The sequence below is a fragment of the Rhizobium sp. CF080 genome, from assembly GCF_000282095.2.
Lineage (GTDB): Bacteria > Pseudomonadota > Alphaproteobacteria > Rhizobiales > Rhizobiaceae > Neorhizobium.
Genome location: NZ_AKKC02000016.1, coordinates 437,803 through 456,667, shown reverse-complemented (window position 1 = coordinate 456,667; position 18,865 = coordinate 437,803). Strand labels below are relative to the sequence as shown.

Below are 18,865 nucleotides of genomic sequence, written 5' to 3'. Positions count from 1 at the left end.
CGGGGCAATGGCGGGCATGCCGTTTCCTTGGGATGCGGTGATGCACGCCGGCCTTTGCCTGCTGCGGCTTCCTGCGAAGGATTTCTGGGCGCTGACGCCGGTCGAGTTTTTCACCATCACCGGCGGACTAGGACCGCAGCGTGTGACGATGGAGCGGGCCGGATTGGAGGCTTTGATGACCGCGTTTCCCGACGATGAGGCTATTGATGGAAGACGATGACATGAACTTTTCCGCCACCCTTTCCGACGCCGAGGCGCTGGCCGGCGTGATGGCCGATCTGGAAAACCGATCGCAACGGTTCGGATCGGCGCTGACGACCGCGCTGAGTTCTGCCGCAAGTGGCGGCAAGGGGCTCGAGGCGGTGTTGCGGGGCTTGGGCAGCCGGATGACGGATATTGCGCTCTCCGCAGGGCTGAAGCCGCTCGAAAACATGCTCGGCAATTTCGTCAACGGGGCAATCGGCGGACTGGCCGGCTCCGTGACACCGTTTGCGGACGGCGGTGTCGTGCGCAGCCCGAGTTTCTTCCCGATGGGCGGCAATATGGGTCTCATGGGCGAAGCGGGTGCCGAGGCGATCCTGCCGCTGAAACGCGGCCCGGATGGTGCATTGGGCGTGGCGGCGGCAGGCGGCGGGGCAATGCCCCAGATCGTCTTCAACGTAACGGCGACCGATGCGGGGAGCTTTCGGAAAAGCGAGGGGCAGATTTCTGCCATGCTGGCGCGCGGCGTCGCACGCGGCAGGCGCGGTCTTTGAGGTCTATGCCAGACGCTCAGGCATCCGCGCTCCGGATATCGGAAACGCGATAGGCCAGTCGATCAGGGACGAGTCAGTCCTCGATCCGATGCGAAGGGCGAGAGCGGCGAAAAGAATTCCGGTTTACCGCCCTCTCTCCAGCTCAACGATATCGCCAGGACCAAACAACCGGCTCCTGAAATGGAGGGAGCCGAGGCACTTCAGCATGTAATCGAAGGAGAAATCAAAAATGGTTACGAGTGTAGTTACGACGTCTGGAAACACGACGTGCATGGATTTCAGCACGAACCAATGGCACGGCTATGTTGGCGGAAGCACGCCTTATGGCTTGTGGGTGGATGGTCCCCTGCATCCGTGGCGCGATGCAAACGGCACACCGACGTTCATTACCGCTCATTCAGAAGGGTACCGTTTTAATGTTGTCTACGACTGGCATAACGGTAACACTTGGACCAACTGGAATGCGGGCATGCACTGGAGTTCCCCGCGTGACACCTATGAAGGGCATTATGCCAACCGTCACTGGATCATGTCCCCTTTCGCCCGCGGTTCCCTCGTTGTTGCCCTGACTCATCATGAGTTCTATCAATCATCTGCCACGATTGGTGGGGTTCCGGGCTTCAATTCCAACGCCTATGGGTTCAATACACGCTGGGTCAACGCAATCGGCTATGTGCGCTCGACCAATGATGGTCAGGCCTGGACAATCCCGCAGCCCGGCGATTATGGCCAAAATCATCATAACGTTCGCTGCGTGTTGATCCCGGAGCCGTGGTCCTATCAGTCTATTAATACGGCCTACGGGTTCCTGCATCCTTCGAACATCGTGCAGGAAGGCAATTATTATTACGCCTTCGTGGAGGTTCGCAACCTGCCAGGTAATACCACGCTGCTCGACAACGGCTTCGCAATGATCCGCACCTCGAATCTCGACGCTTCGGTCGGCTGGCAATTCTATAACAACTCGAACCAGTGGGAGACGGTCAACCACCAATACTACCAAGGCAACATTGCGCCCCAGCAACCGAAGATCTTCTTCAAGGTCTCGGGTTATAATCCCTACACCATGTATGACCAGAACGGACGCATGGCGCAGACCATCCGATATCACGTTCCCACGCAGAAATGGGTTCTGTTCGGTTATACCGGTCTGCAGGCGGATGGTTTCTGCTACTGCGTATCGGATACCTTGGCCAATCCGCAATTCGAGGTGAACGGTCGCCAAATGGTCAGCCTCGCCGGCGGTGGCGCGATGAATGAATATCACAGCAATCACTTCATCGGCGTATTCGATCCGAATTCTCAGGATCAGAACTATCAGACAATCCTCGGCAACAGCGCTGTCGTCATCACGGCTGACGAAAACGTGCGGTACAAAATCGGCACGATCCAGATCAGCTGAAGCCTTCCGTGAGCAAACTGAAACGGTAATGCATTGAAGGGCTTTCGTTGGCCTTCAGGCAGGTCCGTTGAGCGCGACATCAGCGGGGCAGAGCGATCCTGCCCCGCGACGAGACACTTCGGATGTGCAATGGAGGTTGCGGGTCATGGCTGATGCTTTTCACGAGATCCGGCTCCCGTTGCGCCTGGCGCTCGGGGCGACCGGCGGGCCGGTGCGGCGCACCGATATCGTCAACCTTTCCAACGGGCGCGAGCAGCGCAACCAGCGCTGGCGGGATTCACGGCGCAGCTATGACGCTGGATCGGGGGTGAAATCGCTCGGCGACCTCTATGCGGTGCTGGAATTTTTCGAGGCTCGTGCGGGGCGGCTTTACGGATTTCGGTTTCGCGATCCGGTCGATTGGAAATCCTGCGCGCCGGGCGAGCCGGTATCGGCGACCGACCAGAGGATCGGCACCGGCGACGGTGAGATCGCAGCGTTCCAGCTCATCAAGACCTATGCGGATAGCGGCGGGAGCTGGGTGCGGCGGATCGTCAAGCCGGTCGCCGGAACGGTCGCGGTGTCGGTAAACGGCGTTGCGGCGGCGGATGAAACTCTGTCGGTCGATGCCGCGACGGGGATCATCACCTTTGCGGCCGGGCATGTTCCCGCTGTCGGCGATGTGGTGCGCGCCGGTTATGAATTCGATGTGCCGGTGCGGTTCGATACGGACCGGATCGATGTCAACCTCGCGCATTTCGATGCCGGGCGCATCCCGACCATTCCGCTGACGGAGGTTTTGGCATGAAAACGGTACCGGCTGATCTGGCTGCGCATCTGGCGCAGGAGGCGACGACCACCTGCCACGCCTGGCGGGTGACGCGGCGCGACGGCATCGTGCTGGGTTTTACCGAGCATGACCGCGATCTGACGTTCGACGGAACCATCTTCCTGGCGGCGAGCGGGTTTTCGGCAAGCGAGGCAGAGGCGGCAACGGGGCTTTCCGTAAGTGCCGACGAGGTGGCCGGCGGGTTTTCGAGTGCGGCGATTAGGGAGCGGGATTTGGCGACCGGCAGATATGACGGCGCGCGCGTCGAACTGTTTCTCGTCAATTGGGCGGCGCCCGACCAGCATATCCTGCTCAATATGCGGGAGATCGGCGAGGTTTCCCGAGCCGGCGCGCAGTTTCGGGCGGAGCTGCGTAGTCTGGCGCACCGGCTGAGCCAACCGCAGGGGCGCGTCTACAGCCGCCGCTGCGACGCCAGCCTGGGCGATGCGCGCTGTGGCGTAAACCTGGATCTGTGGCGCGGTGAGGGAGCGGTGCTCGCTGTCGAGGATGCGAGCCGGATCGCGGTCTCCGGGCTTGGCGGCTTTGACAGCGGTTTCTTCCGGCAGGGCGTTCTGACGTTTTCCGGCAGGGTGTCGGTCGATGTCGAGGCGCATGCGAGGAAGGCCGACGGTTCGGCGGAGCTGACGTTCTGGCTGCCGCTGGAAGTACAGGTTGCGGCGGGCGACACGTTTACGGTGACCGCGGGGTGCGACAAGTCGTTTGCGACCTGCAGGGCACGCTTTGCGAACCACCTGAATTTCCGGGGTTTCCCGCATGTGCCGGGCGCCGATTTCGCTTACTCCTATGTTGACGGGGAGCGGGTCCATGACGGCGGGCCGATCTTCGAATGAGGGGGCAGGGCCAGAAGATCGTTGCGTTGGCCGAGGGGTGGATCGGCACACCCTATCGGCATCAGGGCGCGCTGAAGGGCGTTGGTTGCGATTGCATCGGGCTGATCCGGGGCATCTGGCGCGAACTCTACTGCGAGGAATCGGAGGCGGTGCCGGCTTATGCAACCGATTGGGCCGAGCGGAGTGGCGAAGACCGCCTGGTGGACGCTGCCCTGCGGCTCTTCGGGCCGGCGGTAGAGATGGGTGAGGCGGAACCCGGCGACCTCCTGCTGTTCCGCTGGCGGCCGGAGTGCGCGGCGAAACATGCAGGGGTGCTGGCCGGGCCGCAGCATTTCATCCATGCCTATGAGCAATCGGCAGTGACACGTTCGGCCCTGGTGCCATCGTGGCGGCGGCGGATTGCGGGGGTGTATCGGTTTCCGACGGCGTGTCCGGTCCCTCCGAACCGAAATGCAACCTGATGCAACTTAAAATAATGTAACTTTAAGATGCATTTCGCAATCGAGGTTGCATTTTGCACGGGTAGGCCTATTATGGAGAGGTGAGCGAGGCGGGAACCTCGCTCACCTAGCATTGTCTAGTGAATGTTACCCGGACGGAGACAAGCCAGCCCGTCCGGGTCTTTCTCACAGTAAGCATGATGCTAATGGGCGTTAGCCTCATAACATCACCTCCATGGTTGAGAGCAGGGGCCTCCTGCCGAGGTCAGTGCTGCCTACGCCACCGATGCGCAGTGTGATGCGCTTACTGCTTTTCCCTCAACCGCCTGCAAGCATAACACGCATTGGATGCGGGCGACTAGCGGTCGACTCGCCTTTTCGAATATGTGGAGTTGTCAATGGCCACTATCCTTTTCCAGGCGGCGGGTGCGGCGCTCGGCAGTGTGTTCGGTCCGGTCGGCGCCATCATCGGGCGGGCGGCGGGGGCGCTGGCCGGCAGCATGGTCGATCGGGCGCTGATCGGCAGCAGCGGCGCGACGATCTCCGGGCCTCGGCTGGCGACTGCGCGCATTCCGGGGGCGGATGAGGGGACGGCGATCAACCGTGTCTACGGGACGGCGCGGATCGGCGGCACGCTGATCTGGGCGACGCGTTTCGAGGAAGAGGTGACGCGCGAGCGCTCCGGCGGCAAGGCGACGAGCGGGCCGCGGGTGGAGACGTTCCGCTATTTCGCCAACCTGGCGGTCGGGCTCTGTGAGGGGAGGATCGCGGGCGTACGGCGCGTCTGGGCCGACGGGCGTGAGCTCGACCTGACCGCGATCGAGATGCGGGTCTATCGCGGCGACGAGGGGCAGTTGCCCGATCCGCTGATCGAGGCGAAGCAGGGCGAAGGCAATGCGCCGGCCTATCGCGGCCTGGCTTACGTCGTGTTCGAACGGCTGCCGCTCGACGGTTTCGGCAATCGCATCCCGCTCCTGCAGTTCGAAGTGCTGCGGCCGGTGGGCAGGCTCGAAGAGCAGATCCGCGCCGTGACGATCATTCCCGGCGCGACCGAGCATGGTTATGCGATCCGGCCGGTGATCGAGAAGACCGGCGAGGGCAGTGCCCGCATTCTCAACCGCCATACGCTGACGGCGGGAACCGACTGGCAGGCGTCGCTCGACGAGCTGCAGGCGCTCTGCCCGAACCTTGAACGGGTGGCGCTGGTGATCTCCTGGTTCGGAACTGATCTCAGGGCGGGGCATTGCCGGATCGTGCCCGGTGTCGAAGTGCCTGCACGGTGGGAAGAGAGCGCCGAGTGGTCCGTGGCAGGGATGTCGCGTGGCGATGCGCATCTGGTGAGCCAGAACAGTGGGCCGGCTTTCGGCGGCACGCCGAGCGATGCGAGTGTGGTGCAGGCGATTGCCGACCTCAAGGCGCGCGGGCTGAAGATCTATCTCTATCCATTCGTGATGATGGATATTCCGCCCGGCAATGGCCTGCCGGACCCCTATGGCGGGGCGGAACAGGCGGCTTTTCCCTGGCGGGGGCGGATCAGCTGTTTTCCGCTGTCGGCGAATAGGAGTGCCGATGCGCGAGAGCAGGTGGAGGCATTCAGCGCCGGTGCGCAAGGCTACAGGCGCATGGTGCTGCACTATGCCGGTCTGGCGGCGGCCACGGGCGGCGTCGATGGCCTCATCCTCGGTTCGGAACTGCGTGGGCTGACGCAGTTGCGTGACGAAACGGGAATTTTTCCGTTTGTGCAGGAACTGGTCGGGCTGGCGGCGGATGTGAGGGCGATCGTTGGGCCGCAGACGAAGCTGACCTATGGCGCCGACTGGAGCGAATATTTCGGCTACCATCCGCAGGATGGCTCGGGCGAAGTGCATTTCCATCTCGATCCGCTATGGGCCTCAGCGGATATCGATGCCGTCGGCATCGACAATTATATGCCCCTCGGCGATTGGCGGGACGAGGATCTTAGGGCCGACAATCCTGATGGTTTTCGGCTTGCGGACGACCGGCAGGCCATGGCGGCGCAGATCGGTGCCGGCGAGGGTTTCGACTGGTATTACGCGAGCGATGCGGACCGAATAAACCGGGTGAGGTCGCCGGTCAGCGATGGCCTGGCGGGCAAGCCCTGGGTCTATCGTTACAAGGACCTTTTGGGTTGGTGGTCGAACCGGCATTTTGACCGTGTGGACGGCGCCGAGAATGTGACGCCGACGGCCTGGGTGCCCGGCATGAAGCCGATCTGGTTTACCGAACTCGGTTGCCCGGCGATCGACAAGGGTGCCAATCAGCCGAATGTCTTCGTCGATCCGAAATCGGCCGAAAGTGCGCTTCCGCATTTTTCGAGCGGCGGGCGATCGGACAGCATGCAGCGGCGGTTTCTCGAAGCCCATCATGGGTGGTGGCAGGGCGAGGCTGCGCCGGTCGATATGGTTGATCCCAACCATATCTTCGTGTGGACCTGGGATGCGCGACCTGTCCCGGCCTTTCCTGGCGATCTTTCGGCCTGGAGTGACGGCGGTAACTGGCGTACGGGCCATTGGCTGAACGGGCGGCTGGGCGGCACGACGCTGGCCGATGCCATCGCCGCGATCCTGACCGAGCACGGGTTCGAGGATTTCGACGTTTCGGAAGTGAGCGGCGATCTGACCGGTTATGTGCAGGGGGAGGTGACCTCGGCACGAGCGCTTCTGGAGCCGCTGCTCGAAGTGTTTCAGCTGGATGTCGCGGAGGATGGCGGCAGGCTGCGCTTCCGGTCGCGGCTGAAGGCGAGCCTGGTGGCGAAGGAGATCACCGTCATCGCCGATATCGAGGATGAGCCGCTGTGGTCGGAAAACCGCGGGCATGACAGCGATTTCGCGGCAGAGGCGGTGCTGACGTCCTACAATCCGAGTCTCGACTACGAACAGTCGGGCGTGCGGTCGCGACGGGCGCGAGCGGAAAGCCAGCGCATTCTGAGCTACGATCTGCCCGCGGTGCTGCCGGAGGAGATTTCGCTCGATGCAGTCGAAACGCTTTTGCGCAGCCACAGAGTGGCGAGACGGTCGCTGAGTTTCGCGCTTTCGCCGGCGGATATCGCGGTCGAGCCCGGGGACGCGGTGCGGCTGGCTTTGCCGGATGCGAGCGACCCGGAGGGGACATTCATCGTCGAAAGGATCGAGGAAGGGGCCGCACGTCGGATCGAGGCGCGGCATCACGCGCCGCTTGCACCGTCGAACTATGCCAGCGATGAGGGGCACAGGAATGGTGGGAGTGCCGTTTCCGACGCGTTTGCGCCGGTCCTGCATTTTCTCGACCTGCCGCGGTTTGCGTCCGGCGAGGCTACGAGTTTTGCCAGGGCCGCAGGCCTCTGCCGGCCATGGAGGCGGATGGTGCTGTCTTCCTCTGTAACGACGGAAGGGTATCGCACGCGCTCAGCGCTCGACCGGCCGGCGAGGTTGGGCGTTTTGGCCGCGCCGCTTGGCGGAGGCATCGCCGGGCGTTTCGATCGTGGCTCGGTGATGGAGATCGAACTGTTTTTCGGCGGGCTGTCGTCGGCGGATGAGCAGGCCGTGTTGAATGGCGAAAACCGCGTTGCGGTGAAGGCGCAGAACGGCGTCTGGGAAGTGATCGGCTTTGCCGATGCCGAAGAGGTCAGTCCGAATCGCTGGCGTCTGTCGAACCTGTTGCGTGGGCTGGCGGGGACCGAGGACGCCATGTTGGCCGGCGCCGTAGCAGGCCGGGCCGTCATCGTGCTGGACGAGGCGGTGGTGTCGCTGGGGCTTTCGGCGGACGAACGCGGGCTTGCCCTGAACTGGCTGGCGGAAAGCTTAGGACAGGCGGGTGGGCGATCCGGCCCGCATGTGTTTTCGGGCGGCGTGCGTGCCGAGACGCCGCTTTCGCCGGTGCATATCCGCGGCGAACGACAGGCAGGCGGCGAAGCCCGGATCACCTGGGTGAGGCGAAGCAGGATCGAGGCGGACGGCTGGGACAGTACGGAAATTCCGCTCGACGAGCCGGAGGAGCGTTACCGGATCGATCTTCTGGAGGGTGCGATCGTCAGGCGTACGGTCGAGGTGCCGGAGCCGGTTTTCACCTATGCGGCCGCCGACGAGATCGCCGATTTCGGCAGCGCTCAATCGAGCCTTTCCCTGCGCATCCGGCAGATGGGCCGGGCGGTCCCGCTTGGGCTCCCGGCCGAGACGATTGTTATATTCTAAGTTGAAAAAAGGAGATGAAGCATGGACGGCATGAAGGCGTGGTATCAATCTAAAACGGTCTGGGGCGGGTTGATTGCGGTCGCCGCCTCGCTTCTGCAGGTCACGGGAATTCAGCTCGGAGCGGATGTTCAGGCCGATCTCGCCGACCTCGCGGTTACGCTGGCGGGTGCAGCGGGCGGACTTTTTGCGATCTATGGGCGTGTCGCGGCGCAGACCGGAATCAGGGGAAAATAGCCCGATGAAGGAAAGCATTACGGACCATTCATTTGCCATTCAGCCGCCTTTGGCTACATATTCCATCACATGCTTTGGACATGAATGCTGTTTGTCTTGTGAGTGGAAATTGTAACCATGGCGCGACTGCCAATCATCGCGATACTGACCGCCGGCCTTGCCGGTTTCGCCGGCTTTATGCCGGAAGAGGTCTCTGCGGTTGATTATATGGTTCTCGTGGCGGGCGATTGCGGGTCGGCGGCGTCTCGCGTTGTGCGGGAAACCGGCGGCCAGCTTCTTTCCGCTCAGCCCTCCTCCGATGGCCAGACCTGTGTCGTGACGGTTCTCGTCCAAGGCGATGGCAATCAAAGACCGCGCAAGGTGACCGTCAGGGTTCCCATGTAAAGCGGGTCCGGCGGTGATCGACCGCCGGCATATCATTCGAGGGGCGGTGCATGCGCATTCTGGTGGTCGAAGACGACGTCAATCTCAACCGGCAGCTTTCAGACGCCCTGAAGGAGTCGGGTTATGTGGTCGACCAGGCGTTCGACGGTGAGGAAGGCCACTATCTCGGCGATACCGAACCTTATGACGCAGTGATCCTCGATATCGGCCTGCCGGTCATGGACGGCATCACCGTCGTCGAGAAATGGCGTGCCGGCGGCAAGGGCATGCCGGTGCTGATGCTGACCGCCCGCGACCGCTGGAGCGACAAGGTGGCGGGCATCGATGCCGGTGCCGACGACTATGTTGCAAAACCCTTCCATGTGGAGGAAGTGCTGGCCCGCGTGCGGGCGCTGATCCGCCGGGCGGCGGGGCACTCATCCTCCGAGATCGTCTGCGGGCCCGTGCGGCTCGATACCAAGGCTTCCAAGGCGAGCGTCGAAGGCGTTGCCCTGAAGCTGACCTCGCACGAATTCAGGCTTCTGTCCTACCTGATGCATCACATGGGGCAGGTCGTTTCCCGCACCGAGCTTGTGGAGCACATGTATGATCAGGATTTCGACCGCGATTCCAATACGATCGAGGTTTTCGTGGGGCGGCTTCGCAAGAAGCTCGGAGTCGACCTCATCGAAACGGTCCGCGGCCTCGGCTACAGGATGCAAGCGCCAAACGATGCGCGTTAAATTCCGAATGATCGGACCAAGATCGCTGACTGCCCGCGTGCTGCTTTTGGCCACGCTGTGGTCGGCGCTGGCCCTGGTGGTCATTTCGATCGTCATCTCGCAGCTCTACCGGCAATCGGCCGAACGCGCCTTCACCGACCTGCTGCGGGCCCAGCTCTATAACGTCATCAACTCGATCACGATCGGCGACGACAACAAGCTCGCCGGGAGCCCGCAGCTCGGGGACCTACGCTTCTCACAGCCGGAGACCGGCTGGTACTGGATCATCGAGCCGCTTGGCACCTTTGCCGCAACGCCGCTGTCGTCCTCCTCGCTCGGCACCTCGAACATCAGCGTGCCGTCGATCCTGGCGGTGCCCTTCAACAATCGCTACGAGCGCTTCTACCCCGCCATCGACGCCTACAAAAACAATGTCCTGGTCGCCGAGACCGAGGTCGTGCTCGATGGCGAAGGCCGCGCCGCACGCTTCCGCGTGTCGGGCAATCTCGCGGTCGTCGAGGAGGATATCCAGGCCTTTACCCGCAGTCTCTATATTGCGCTCGCCGTCTTCGGTTTCGGTAGCCTGGTCGTCAATGGCCTGGCAATCCTTTACGGCCTGCAGCCGCTCGATGGCGCCCGGCGCTCGCTCGAGAGGGTGCGGCGAGGCGAGGCGGAGCGGCTGGAAGGCGAGTTTCCCCGCGAGATCATGCCGCTTGCGAGCGACATCAACGCGCTGATCGAAAGCAACCGCCGCATCGTCGAGCGGGCCCGCATGCAGGTCGGCAATCTCGCCCATTCGCTGAAGACGCCGATCGCGGTTCTGCTCAACGAATCGCGCGCCGTCGAAAAGGTGCAGTCGGACATGGTGCGGTCGCAGGCGGAGGGAATGCAGGCGCAGGTGCAATCCTACCTGAACCGGGCGCGAATCGCCGCCCAGCGCGAATCACTGCTTGCCCGAACCGAGCTCGAGCCGGTGCTGGAACGCCTAGTCAGGGTGATGCGGCGGCTCAATCCGGAAAAGGAATTCCACCTGTCGGTTTTTCCGCCCGGCGTGGCACTTGCCATGGAGCAGCAGGACGTCGAGGAAACCATTGGCAACCTGCTCGAAAACGCCGCTCGCTTCTGCGAGACCGGCGTATGGATCACCGCGACGCCGACATCCGGCCCGCAGTCCGGTGAAGGCGAAGCGACACGGCGCCATTGGGTCGAGATCGCCGTCGAGGACGACGGCCCGGGGTTGGAGCCAGACCAGATCCGCGAGGCGATGAAACGTGGCAGGCGGCTTGACGAGAGCAAGCCGGGAGCCGGGCTCGGGCTTTCCATCGTGCGCGAGATCACCGGCGAGTATCAGGGTTCAGTCGAGCTGACGCGCGGGACGCGCGGTGGCCTGAGGGCGCAACTTCTGCTGCCGGGCGTCGCCAAGGAAGCTCCTTGAACGGTAGATCGTGCAATACAGCCGCGCCAAACTGTGGCATATGGGCAACAGCGGTTCATTCCCTGCCTTTGGTGATGGACGGATGGATCGCCTGCTATATCTTTGTCGGAACGGACATTCCTGTGATGTCTGCCAATATGCGGGGAGACTGAACGATCACCGGATTTGTGTGTTTTCCCAGCGACGCCATAATGATGCCATGCCGGGACGTGACCAGTCTCGGCAAGATTTCCGAAGAAAACGACCCGCGACCGGTTTCCGACACGATGCGATTATTGAGCCTCCGAAATGCCGTTTCATCGCTTGTGGTCGCTGGCCTGCTCGCCGGCTGCGGCACGTCTTCGGGAGCGGGAACCGGCGGCGGACGCGGCCTGCTGACACCGCGGCCATCGCCCTCGACGTCCTATATTTCCGCACTGCAGGGCGGCATTGTCGGCCGTACCGGTGCGACGCTTTCGGCAAGCGACCGTTCCCGCGCCCTCGAAGCGGAATATCGCGCCTTGGAAGGGGCAGCCGGCGGCGAGGCAATCACCTGGAAGGGCGATGATGCGAGCGGCCAGGTGGTCGCCAACGCTCCCTATCAGGTCGGCACCCAGAACTGCCGCCAGTATCGCCACACCGTGACGATGAATGGCCGCGACATGACGGCGCGGGGCGCTGCCTGCCGCAATTCGAACGGCACCTGGACGCCGCTCACCTGATTTCGCCACCCGGTTTCCTCTGCGGTTGTTTGACATGGGTCATGGCCGCCGGATCGGATTGGCCCCATATGCAGGTTTGAACTTGCGGCGAAAGGCCTCAAATTCGCGTCAACGCCGGCTGCGCTGTTGGAAAGCGCGGGCTGTTGCAGTATTGGGCCACTATGGTTTTATGGATCATCCTCGCAGCTCTGACGGCGGCCGTAGCGGCAATCCTCATCCTGCCCTTCGCCCGAGCCACCAAAGCTGCGTCTGCTGACCGGGCCGGGGAGGTTGCCGTCTATCGCGACCAGCTGGCTGAGCTGGACCGCGACCGGGCCCAGGGCCTGATCAATGCGGAGGAAGCCGAATACGCCCGTGCCGAAATCGGCCGGCGGCTGCTTGCCGCGGCCGGGGCGGGGGAGGGCAAGGAGATCGCTGCTCCGAAGGCGCGAAAACATGCGCTCGCCACTGCTGTGGTCACGCTGGTGCCGCCGCTCGTCGGCCTCTGTCTTTACCTGGCACTCGGCAATCCCGGGATGCCGGACCAGCCGCTCGAAGCGCGGCTTGCCAATCCCGGCAACAATGTCGCGCTGCTGGTCGCCAAGGCCGAGCGACATCTGGCCGAAAATCCCAATGACGGCGCTGGCTGGGATCTGCTCGCGCCGATCTATTTCCGCTCCATGCGGCTCGGCGATGCCGAACTGGCCTATCGCAATGCCATCCGCATTCTCGGCCCCAATCCCCTCAGGCTCGCGGGGCTTGGCGAAACGCTGGTCGCGTCGAACGACGGGATCGTCACCGAGGATGCACGGGCCGCATTCGAGCAGGCGATGAAGCTCGATCCGGACAACCCGCGTTCACGTTTCTATGTCGGCCTCGGCTTCGAACAGGCCGGCCGGGCGGCGGAGGCGAGGGCACAGTTCGAGGCGATCGCCAAGGGCTCGCCGCCGGACGCGCCATGGATGCAGCTCGTCAATCAGCATATCGCAAAGAATGGCGGCACCGTTGCGGCTGGCCAGGACACGGCGCAGGCGCCGGGCAATCCAAGCCAGGCGGATGTGGCGGCAGCCGAAAGCCTGTCGCAGGGGGATCGGCAGGCGATGATCCGTGGCATGGTCGACAGCCTTGCGGAACGGCTGAAACAGGAGCCCAACAATCTCGAGGGGTGGGTAAGGCTGGTGCGCTCCTATGCCGTGCTCGGCGATAAACCCAAGGCAGAAGAGGCGCTGAAGAGCGGCCTCAAGCAGTTCCCGTCATCAGGCGAGCTTGTAGCACTCGCCCACGAGATGGGGCTTGCCGTTGAAGGAGTGGCGCAATGACCCGCAAACAGAAGCGGCTGGCGGTGATCGCAGGCGGCATGAGCTTCATCCTCGTCGCGGTGCTGCTCGTCATGTTCGCCTTCAGCCAGTCGGTCGCCTATTTCTTCATGCCGGCCGATCTTGCCAAGGCCGACGTCAAGCCCGGCACCCGCATCAGGCTCGGCGGGCTGGTGGCCGAAGGCTCGGTGAAGCGCGGCCAGGGCTCGACCGTGAGCTTCACGGTGACGGATGGCACGGGCAATGTGCCGGTCACCTATACGGGCATCCTGCCGGATTTGTTTCGCGAGGGGCAGGGCGTCGTGACCGAGGGCGCTTTCGACGCCGCATCGCACAGTTTCGTGGCCGACAGCGTGCTTGCCAAGCATGACGAGAACTATATGCCCAAGGAAGTCGCCGACCGGCTGAAGGCGCAGGGGGTCTGGAACGAAGGCCAGGGCAACCAGGGTCAAGGCAGCGGCACCAAGGGGACGGCAACGAGATGATCATCGAGATCGGCCACTATGCACTCGTTCTGGCGCTCGCGACCGCGCTGATCGTCTCCGTCCTGCCGGTAATCGGCGCACGGCGCGGCGACGCGGCGATGATGGCGCTGGCGCCGACCGGGTCGCTGGTGCTGTTTGCGCTCGTCGCCTTCTCCTTCGGCGTGCTGACCTGGGCCTATGTGGTCTCGGATTTCTCGGTTGCGAACGTCTGGGAGAATTCCCATTCGCTGATGCCGCTGATCTACAAATATTCCGGCGTCTGGGGCAATCACGAAGGCTCTATGCTGCTCTGGTTGCTGATCCTCGTCTTTTTCAGCGCGCTCGTCGCGGTCTTCGGCCGCAACCTGCCGGATACGCTGCGGGCCAATGTTCTCGCCGTTCAGGCCTGGATCTCGACCGCCTTCCTGTTCTTCATCCTGCTCACCTCCAATCCGTTCCTGCGTCTCGACCCGGCGCCGGCGGAAGGGCAGGACCTCAATCCGGTGCTGCAGGATTTCGGCCTCGCCGTGCATCCGCCGCTGCTCTATCTCGGTTATGTCGGCTTCTCGGTCTGTTTCTCGTTTGCCGTCGCCGCATTGATCGAAGGCCGCATCGATGCCGCCTGGGCGCGCTGGGTGCGGCCGTGGACGCTTGCTGCCTGGACCTTCCTGACGGCGGGCATCGCCATGGGCTCCTACTGGGCCTATTACGAGCTCGGCTGGGGCGGCTGGTGGTTCTGGGATCCGGTCGAGAACGCCTCCTTCATGCCCTGGCTCGCCGGCACGGCGCTGCTGCATTCGGCGCTGGTCATGGAAAAGCGCGAGGCGCTGAAGATCTGGACCGTGCTCCTGGCGATCATGACCTTCTCGCTGTCGCTGCTCGGCACCTTCCTGGTGCGGTCCGGCGTGCTGACCTCGGTGCATTCGTTTGCGACCGACCCGACCCGCGGCATCTTCATCCTCTGCATTCTCGGCATCTTCATCGGCGGCGCCTTCGTCCTGTTTGCCTGGCGGGCGCCGATGCTGAAGGCGGGCGGCATCTTTGCGCCGATCTCGCGCGAAGGCGCGCTGGTGCTCAACAACCTGATCCTGACGGTGGCGACCGCCACCGTGCTGACCGGCACGCTCTATCCGCTGATCCTCGAAACGCTGACCGGCGAGAAGATCTCGGTCGGCGCGCCGTTTTTCAACATGACCTTCGGTCTGCTGATGCTGCCGCTCCTGGTCGCTGTGCCGTTCGGGCCGGTGCTGGCCTGGAAGCGCGGCGATCTTTTGGGCGCCCTGCAGCGGCTCTATGTCTTCGCGGGCCTGGCGCTGGCGGCGGGGCTTATCTTCTTCTACATCCAGAACGGCGGGCCGGTTCTGGCGATCTTCGGCCTGGTGCTGGGCTTCTGGGGCATGATCGGCGCATTCGCCGATCTCTGGTATCGCGCCAATTTTGCCAAGGTCGGGCTCTCGGTGGGCCTCAAGCGGCTGACTGGCCTGCCGCGTTCGGTGTTCGGCACGGCGATCGCCCATTTCGGCCTCGGCGTCACCGTGCTCGGTATTTTCGCGGCGACGACCTTCGGCACCGAGACGGTGGTCGAGATGAAGCAGGGCGCGTCCGTCGATGTCGGCGGTTATTCGCTGACCTATGACGGCCTGCGCGATGCGGTCGGGCCGAACTATACCGAACAGCGCGGACATTTCGCCGTCAGCCGCGGCGGCGTCCAGGTGGCGGACGTCTGGTCGTCGAAGCGGCTCTATACGGCCCGGCGCATGCCGACGACGGAGGCCGGCATCCTCACCTTCGGGCTCAGCCAGCTCTACGTCTCGCTCGGCGACGCGATGGACAGTGGCGGCATGGTGGTACGCATCTGGTGGAAACCGTTCATCCTCTGCATCTGGGGCGGCGCGCTGGTGATGATGTTCGGCGGGTTCGTCTCCCTGTCGGATCGGCGGCTCAGAGTGGGGGCGCCGAGCCGCAAGGTGAAGCCGATCAAGGCGACGCTGGAGGCTGCGGAGTGAGAGACCTGAAGCTACCCCCCTCTGCCCTGCCGGGCATCTCCCCCTCAAGGGGGGAGATCGACTTGTTGCCATGTCCCGCCCCAAGCAAACGCTGCGATTGGAGCAGTGTCGGTGCGTCTTGCCAATCTCCCCCCTTGAGGGGGAGATGCCCGGCAGGGCAGAGGGGGGTGTTCTGGGTCGTTCTAGCAATGATCCTGGCTCTCCTCGCCCCCCTCCCGGCCTTCGCCGTCAACCCCGACGAGGTCCTCTCCAACCCCGTGCTCGAACAGCGCGCCCGAAATCTTTCGGCACAATTGCGCTGCATGGTGTGCCAGAACCAGTCGATCGACGACTCCAATGCGGAGCTGGCCCGCGATCTGCGGGTGCTGGTTCGCGAGCGGCTGACGAACGGCGATACGGACGATCAGGTGATCGACTACGTTGTGTCGCGCTACGGCGAATTCGTGCTGCTGAAACCGCGGCTCGGCGCCAAGACGGTGATCCTCTGGGCCACCCCCGTCCTGCTTCTGCTGGTCGGTGCGATCGCCATCCTTGTCTTCGTCCGCACACGGCCAAGCCAACGCGCGGTTGCGGCGCTCTCCGCCGAGGAACAGGCTCGCATCGAAGAGCTTCTGAAAAAATAGCGGGCTGAGGCAGCGTCACCCAAACATTACCAATATTTCATTCGTCCGCCACCTGCAGTTAACCTGCGAGCGCCTATATCTCTCGTCATCCACCGCTTGGCTGACCTCCAGCCAAAATGACTGAAGAGAAGAAGGTAGCTTAAAACATGCGCAATATTGGACGTCCCTCTCTGAAGACCGTCTTGAAGACCACCACGGTTGCTGGTCTTGCCGCGGTCATGCTCTCGAGCGGCATCCCCGGCCAGGTCGTGCAGTCCTTCGCGGCTCCGGTCAGCGTCACCGCACCGCAGGCCCCGAGCTTTGCCGATGTCGTCTCCGCTGTTTCCCCCGCCGTCGTTTCCGTCCGCGTCCAGTCGGACGCGCAGCCCGTTTCCGATGACAGCGGCAGTAATTTCTCCTTCAATTTCGGCGGTCGTGGTTTCGACCAGCTTCCCGACGACCATCCGCTGAAGCGGTTCTTCCGCGAATTCGGTGGCCAGATGCCGGGCGGCCCCGGCGCTCCGGGTGACCGCAACCAGGACCGCGCCGACCGCAACGGCCCGCGCAACCGCGACAACGGCAATCGTCCGCACCGCCTGCGTCCGGCGGCACAAGGCTCCGGTTTCTTCATCTCCGAAGACGGTTACGTGGTCACCAACAACCACGTCGTCTCCGACGGTTCGGCCTATACGGTCGTCATGAATGACGGCACGGAACTCGAAGCCAAGCTGGTCGGCAAGGACAGCCGCACCGACCTCGCAGTGCTCAAGGTCGACGCCACCAGCCGCAAGTTCACCTATGTCAACTTCGCAGACGACTCGAAGGTTCGCGTCGGCGACTGGGTGGTTGCCGTCGGCAACCCGTTCGGCCTCGGCGGCACGGTCACCGCAGGCATCGTTTCGGCCCGTGGCCGCGACATCGGCTCCGGCCCCTATGACGACTACATCCAGGTGGATGCGGCCGTGAACCGCGGCAATTCCGGCGGCCCGACCTTCAACCTCTCGGGCGAAGTCGTCGGCATCAATACTGCCATCTTCTCGCCGTCGGGCGGCAATGTCGGCATCGCCTTCGCGATCCCGTCTTCCACCGCCAAGGACGTTGTTGCCAACCTGATGAAGGACGGCAAGGTCGATCGCGGCTGGCTCGGCGTACAGATCCAGCCGGTCACCCAGGATATCGCCGACTCGCTTGGCCTCAAGGAGGCGACCGGCGCCCTCGTCGTCGCTCCGCAGGAAGGCTCTCCGGGCCAGAAGGCCGGCATCAAGGAAGGCGACGTCATCACTGCCGTCAACGGCCAGCCGATCAAGGATGCCCGTGATCTCGCCAAGCGCGTCGCCGCCTTTGGCCCGAACACCAAGGTCGATGTCGACCTGTGGCGTGACGGCAAGGCCCAGAAGATCCCGGTCACGCTCGGCAATCTCCAGAGCGACGAAGCTGCAGCGGCCGAGCCGAAGCAGCCCGACGCTCCGGCGCCCTCCAGCGACAAGGCGCTTGCCAGCCTCGGTATCACCGTCGCTCCGGCCGAGGATGGTTCCGGCCTCTCGGTCACCGATGTCGATCCGGACTCGGAAGCCGCTGCCCGCGGCCTGAAGACGGGTGAAAAGATCGTCTCGGTCAACAACCGCAAGGTCGTCAGCGCCGCCGATGTCGGCAAGGTTCTGGACCAGGCCCGCAAGGACGGCCGCACCCGCGCGCTGTTCCAGGTGGCCGGTGAAAACAACACCAGCCGCTTCGTTGCCCTGCCGATCAACGAAGGCTGATTTCTGAAAAACAGGTCGCAAGATCGGGGGCGCCGCCGGCAACGGTCGGCGCCCTTTTCTTTCCATGGAGTAGGTGATGGAGACGGATGCCCGATATTCTGCCGGTACCGCAGATTCCCATAGTGCAAAGACGGGCGTGGACGCTATTGTTCCGCACATGAAGATTCTGGTGATCGAAGACGACCTGGAGGCCGCAGCCTACATGACCAAGGCCTTTCGCGAGGCGGGTATCGTGGTCGACCATGCAAGCGACGGCGAAAGCGGCCTGTTCATGGGTACGGAGAATTCCTACGACGTGATGGTCATCGACCGCATGCTGCCGCGCCGGGACGGGCTTTCCGTCATCAGCGAGCTGAGGAAGCGTGGCATCAATGCGCCGGTACTGATCCTCTCGGCGCTCGGCCAGGTCGATGACCGCGTCACCGGCTTGCGCGCCGGCGGCGACGATTATCTGCCGAAGCCCTATGCCTTTTCCGAGCTGCTCGCCCGGGTCGAGGTGCTCGGCCGCCGCAAGGGCACTCCGGAACAGGACATGGTCTACCGGGTCGGCGACCTGGAGCTCGACCGGCTGTCCCACGAAGTGAAGCGCGCCGGCAAGGAAGTGCTGCTGCAGCCCCGCGAATTCCGTCTGCTCGAATATCTGATGAAGAATGCCGGCCAGGTGGTGACGCGCACCATGCTGCTCGAAAACGTCTGGGACTATCATTTCGATCCCCAGACCAATGTCATCGACGTGCATGTCTCGCGGTTGAGATCGAAGATCGAGAAGGATTTCGAAAAGCCGCTTCTGAAGACCATTCGCGGCGCTGGCTACATGATCAAGGACGAGGGGTAAGC

At 63.3% G+C, this 18,865-nt stretch carries 18 protein-coding genes; all 18 read left to right on the top strand.

Annotated elements, in window-relative coordinates:
- The first annotated feature begins 7 nt into the window (after positions 1-7).
- The 18 genes from PMI07_RS32515 (at position 8) to PMI07_RS32430 (ending at position 18,863) form a co-directional block, all read left to right on the top strand.
- Positions 8-220, top strand: a complete 213-nt coding sequence (locus tag PMI07_RS32515) for a rcc01693 family protein (protein WP_037088788.1) — start codon at positions 8-10, stop codon at positions 218-220.
- Positions 207-755 (top strand): phage tail tape measure protein, encoded by a 549-nt coding sequence (locus PMI07_RS32510; protein ID WP_007766199.1) that lies wholly within the window; start codon positions 207-209, stop codon positions 753-755. The genes PMI07_RS32515 and PMI07_RS32510 overlap by 14 nt, the downstream gene beginning before the upstream one ends.
- Positions 756-1,026: 271 nt before the next feature.
- Positions 1,027-2,157 carry a hypothetical protein gene (locus PMI07_RS32505; protein WP_155956713.1) on the top strand — a complete coding sequence of 377 codons (1,131 nt, stop codon included), beginning with the start codon at positions 1,027-1,029 and terminating at the stop codon, positions 2,155-2,157.
- A 145-nt stretch (positions 2,158-2,302) separates the two neighbouring features.
- The gene (locus PMI07_RS32500; RefSeq protein ID WP_007766185.1) at positions 2,303-2,944 is read left to right on the top strand and encodes a DUF2460 domain-containing protein; all 642 of its coding nucleotides are present in this window, start codon (positions 2,303-2,305) and stop codon (positions 2,942-2,944) included.
- Positions 2,941-3,816, top strand: coding sequence for a DUF2163 domain-containing protein (locus tag PMI07_RS32495; protein ID WP_007766180.1), 876 nt, complete (start codon positions 2,941-2,943; stop codon positions 3,814-3,816). Before PMI07_RS32500 ends, PMI07_RS32495 begins: the two co-directional genes overlap by 4 nt.
- Complete coding sequence (locus tag PMI07_RS32490) at positions 3,813-4,277, top strand: NlpC/P60 family protein (protein WP_007766176.1); 465 nt, start codon at positions 3,813-3,815, stop codon at positions 4,275-4,277. The genes PMI07_RS32495 and PMI07_RS32490 overlap by 4 nt, the downstream gene beginning before the upstream one ends.
- 377 nt (positions 4,278-4,654) lie before the next feature.
- Positions 4,655-8,446 carry a glycoside hydrolase/phage tail family protein gene (locus PMI07_RS32485; RefSeq protein WP_024164375.1) on the top strand — a complete coding sequence of 1,264 codons (3,792 nt, stop codon included), beginning with the start codon at positions 4,655-4,657 and terminating at the stop codon, positions 8,444-8,446.
- A 21-nt stretch (positions 8,447-8,467) separates the two neighbouring features.
- Positions 8,468-8,680, top strand: coding sequence for a hypothetical protein (locus PMI07_RS32480; RefSeq protein ID WP_007765048.1), 213 nt, complete (start codon positions 8,468-8,470; stop codon positions 8,678-8,680).
- A 117-nt stretch (positions 8,681-8,797) separates the two neighbouring features.
- Positions 8,798-9,064 (top strand): hypothetical protein, encoded by a 267-nt coding sequence (locus PMI07_RS32475; protein ID WP_007765050.1) that lies wholly within the window; start codon positions 8,798-8,800, stop codon positions 9,062-9,064.
- A 50-nt stretch (positions 9,065-9,114) separates the two neighbouring features.
- Positions 9,115-9,786: a response regulator transcription factor gene (locus tag PMI07_RS32470; RefSeq protein ID WP_007765053.1), complete on the top strand. Its 672-nt coding sequence runs from the start codon at positions 9,115-9,117 to the stop codon at positions 9,784-9,786.
- 7 nt (positions 9,787-9,793) lie between these two features.
- Entirely contained in the window at positions 9,794-11,200 is a 1,407-nt protein-coding gene (locus tag PMI07_RS32465; RefSeq protein WP_155956712.1) for a HAMP domain-containing sensor histidine kinase, read from the top strand.
- 266 nt (positions 11,201-11,466) lie between these two features.
- Positions 11,467-11,901 carry a membrane protein gene (locus tag PMI07_RS32460; protein WP_037088869.1) on the top strand — a complete coding sequence of 145 codons (435 nt, stop codon included), beginning with the start codon at positions 11,467-11,469 and terminating at the stop codon, positions 11,899-11,901.
- 161 nt (positions 11,902-12,062) lie between these two features.
- On the top strand, positions 12,063-13,199 hold the full coding sequence (gene ccmI / locus PMI07_RS32455) for a c-type cytochrome biogenesis protein CcmI (protein WP_037088785.1): 1,137 nt from the start codon (positions 12,063-12,065) through the stop codon (positions 13,197-13,199).
- The gene (gene ccmE, locus PMI07_RS32450) at positions 13,196-13,681 is read left to right on the top strand and encodes a cytochrome c maturation protein CcmE (protein WP_007768228.1); all 486 of its coding nucleotides are present in this window, start codon (positions 13,196-13,198) and stop codon (positions 13,679-13,681) included. Before ccmI ends, ccmE begins: the two co-directional genes overlap by 4 nt.
- On the top strand, positions 13,678-15,666 hold the full coding sequence (locus PMI07_RS32445; protein WP_024164372.1) for a heme lyase CcmF/NrfE family subunit: 1,989 nt from the start codon (positions 13,678-13,680) through the stop codon (positions 15,664-15,666). Before ccmE ends, PMI07_RS32445 begins: the two co-directional genes overlap by 4 nt.
- Before the next feature lie 188 nt (positions 15,667-15,854).
- Positions 15,855-16,289, top strand: a complete 435-nt coding sequence (locus tag PMI07_RS32440) for a cytochrome c-type biogenesis protein (RefSeq protein WP_037088784.1) — start codon at positions 15,855-15,857, stop codon at positions 16,287-16,289.
- A gap of 146 nt (positions 16,290-16,435) precedes the next feature.
- A complete protein-coding gene (locus PMI07_RS32435; RefSeq protein ID WP_007766457.1) occupies positions 16,436-18,028 on the top strand; it encodes a Do family serine endopeptidase in 1,593 nt (530 codons plus the stop codon).
- A 76-nt stretch (positions 18,029-18,104) separates the two neighbouring features.
- A complete protein-coding gene (locus PMI07_RS32430; protein ID WP_007766459.1) occupies positions 18,105-18,863 on the top strand; it encodes a response regulator transcription factor in 759 nt (252 codons plus the stop codon).
- Positions 18,864-18,865 lie beyond the last annotated feature (2 nt).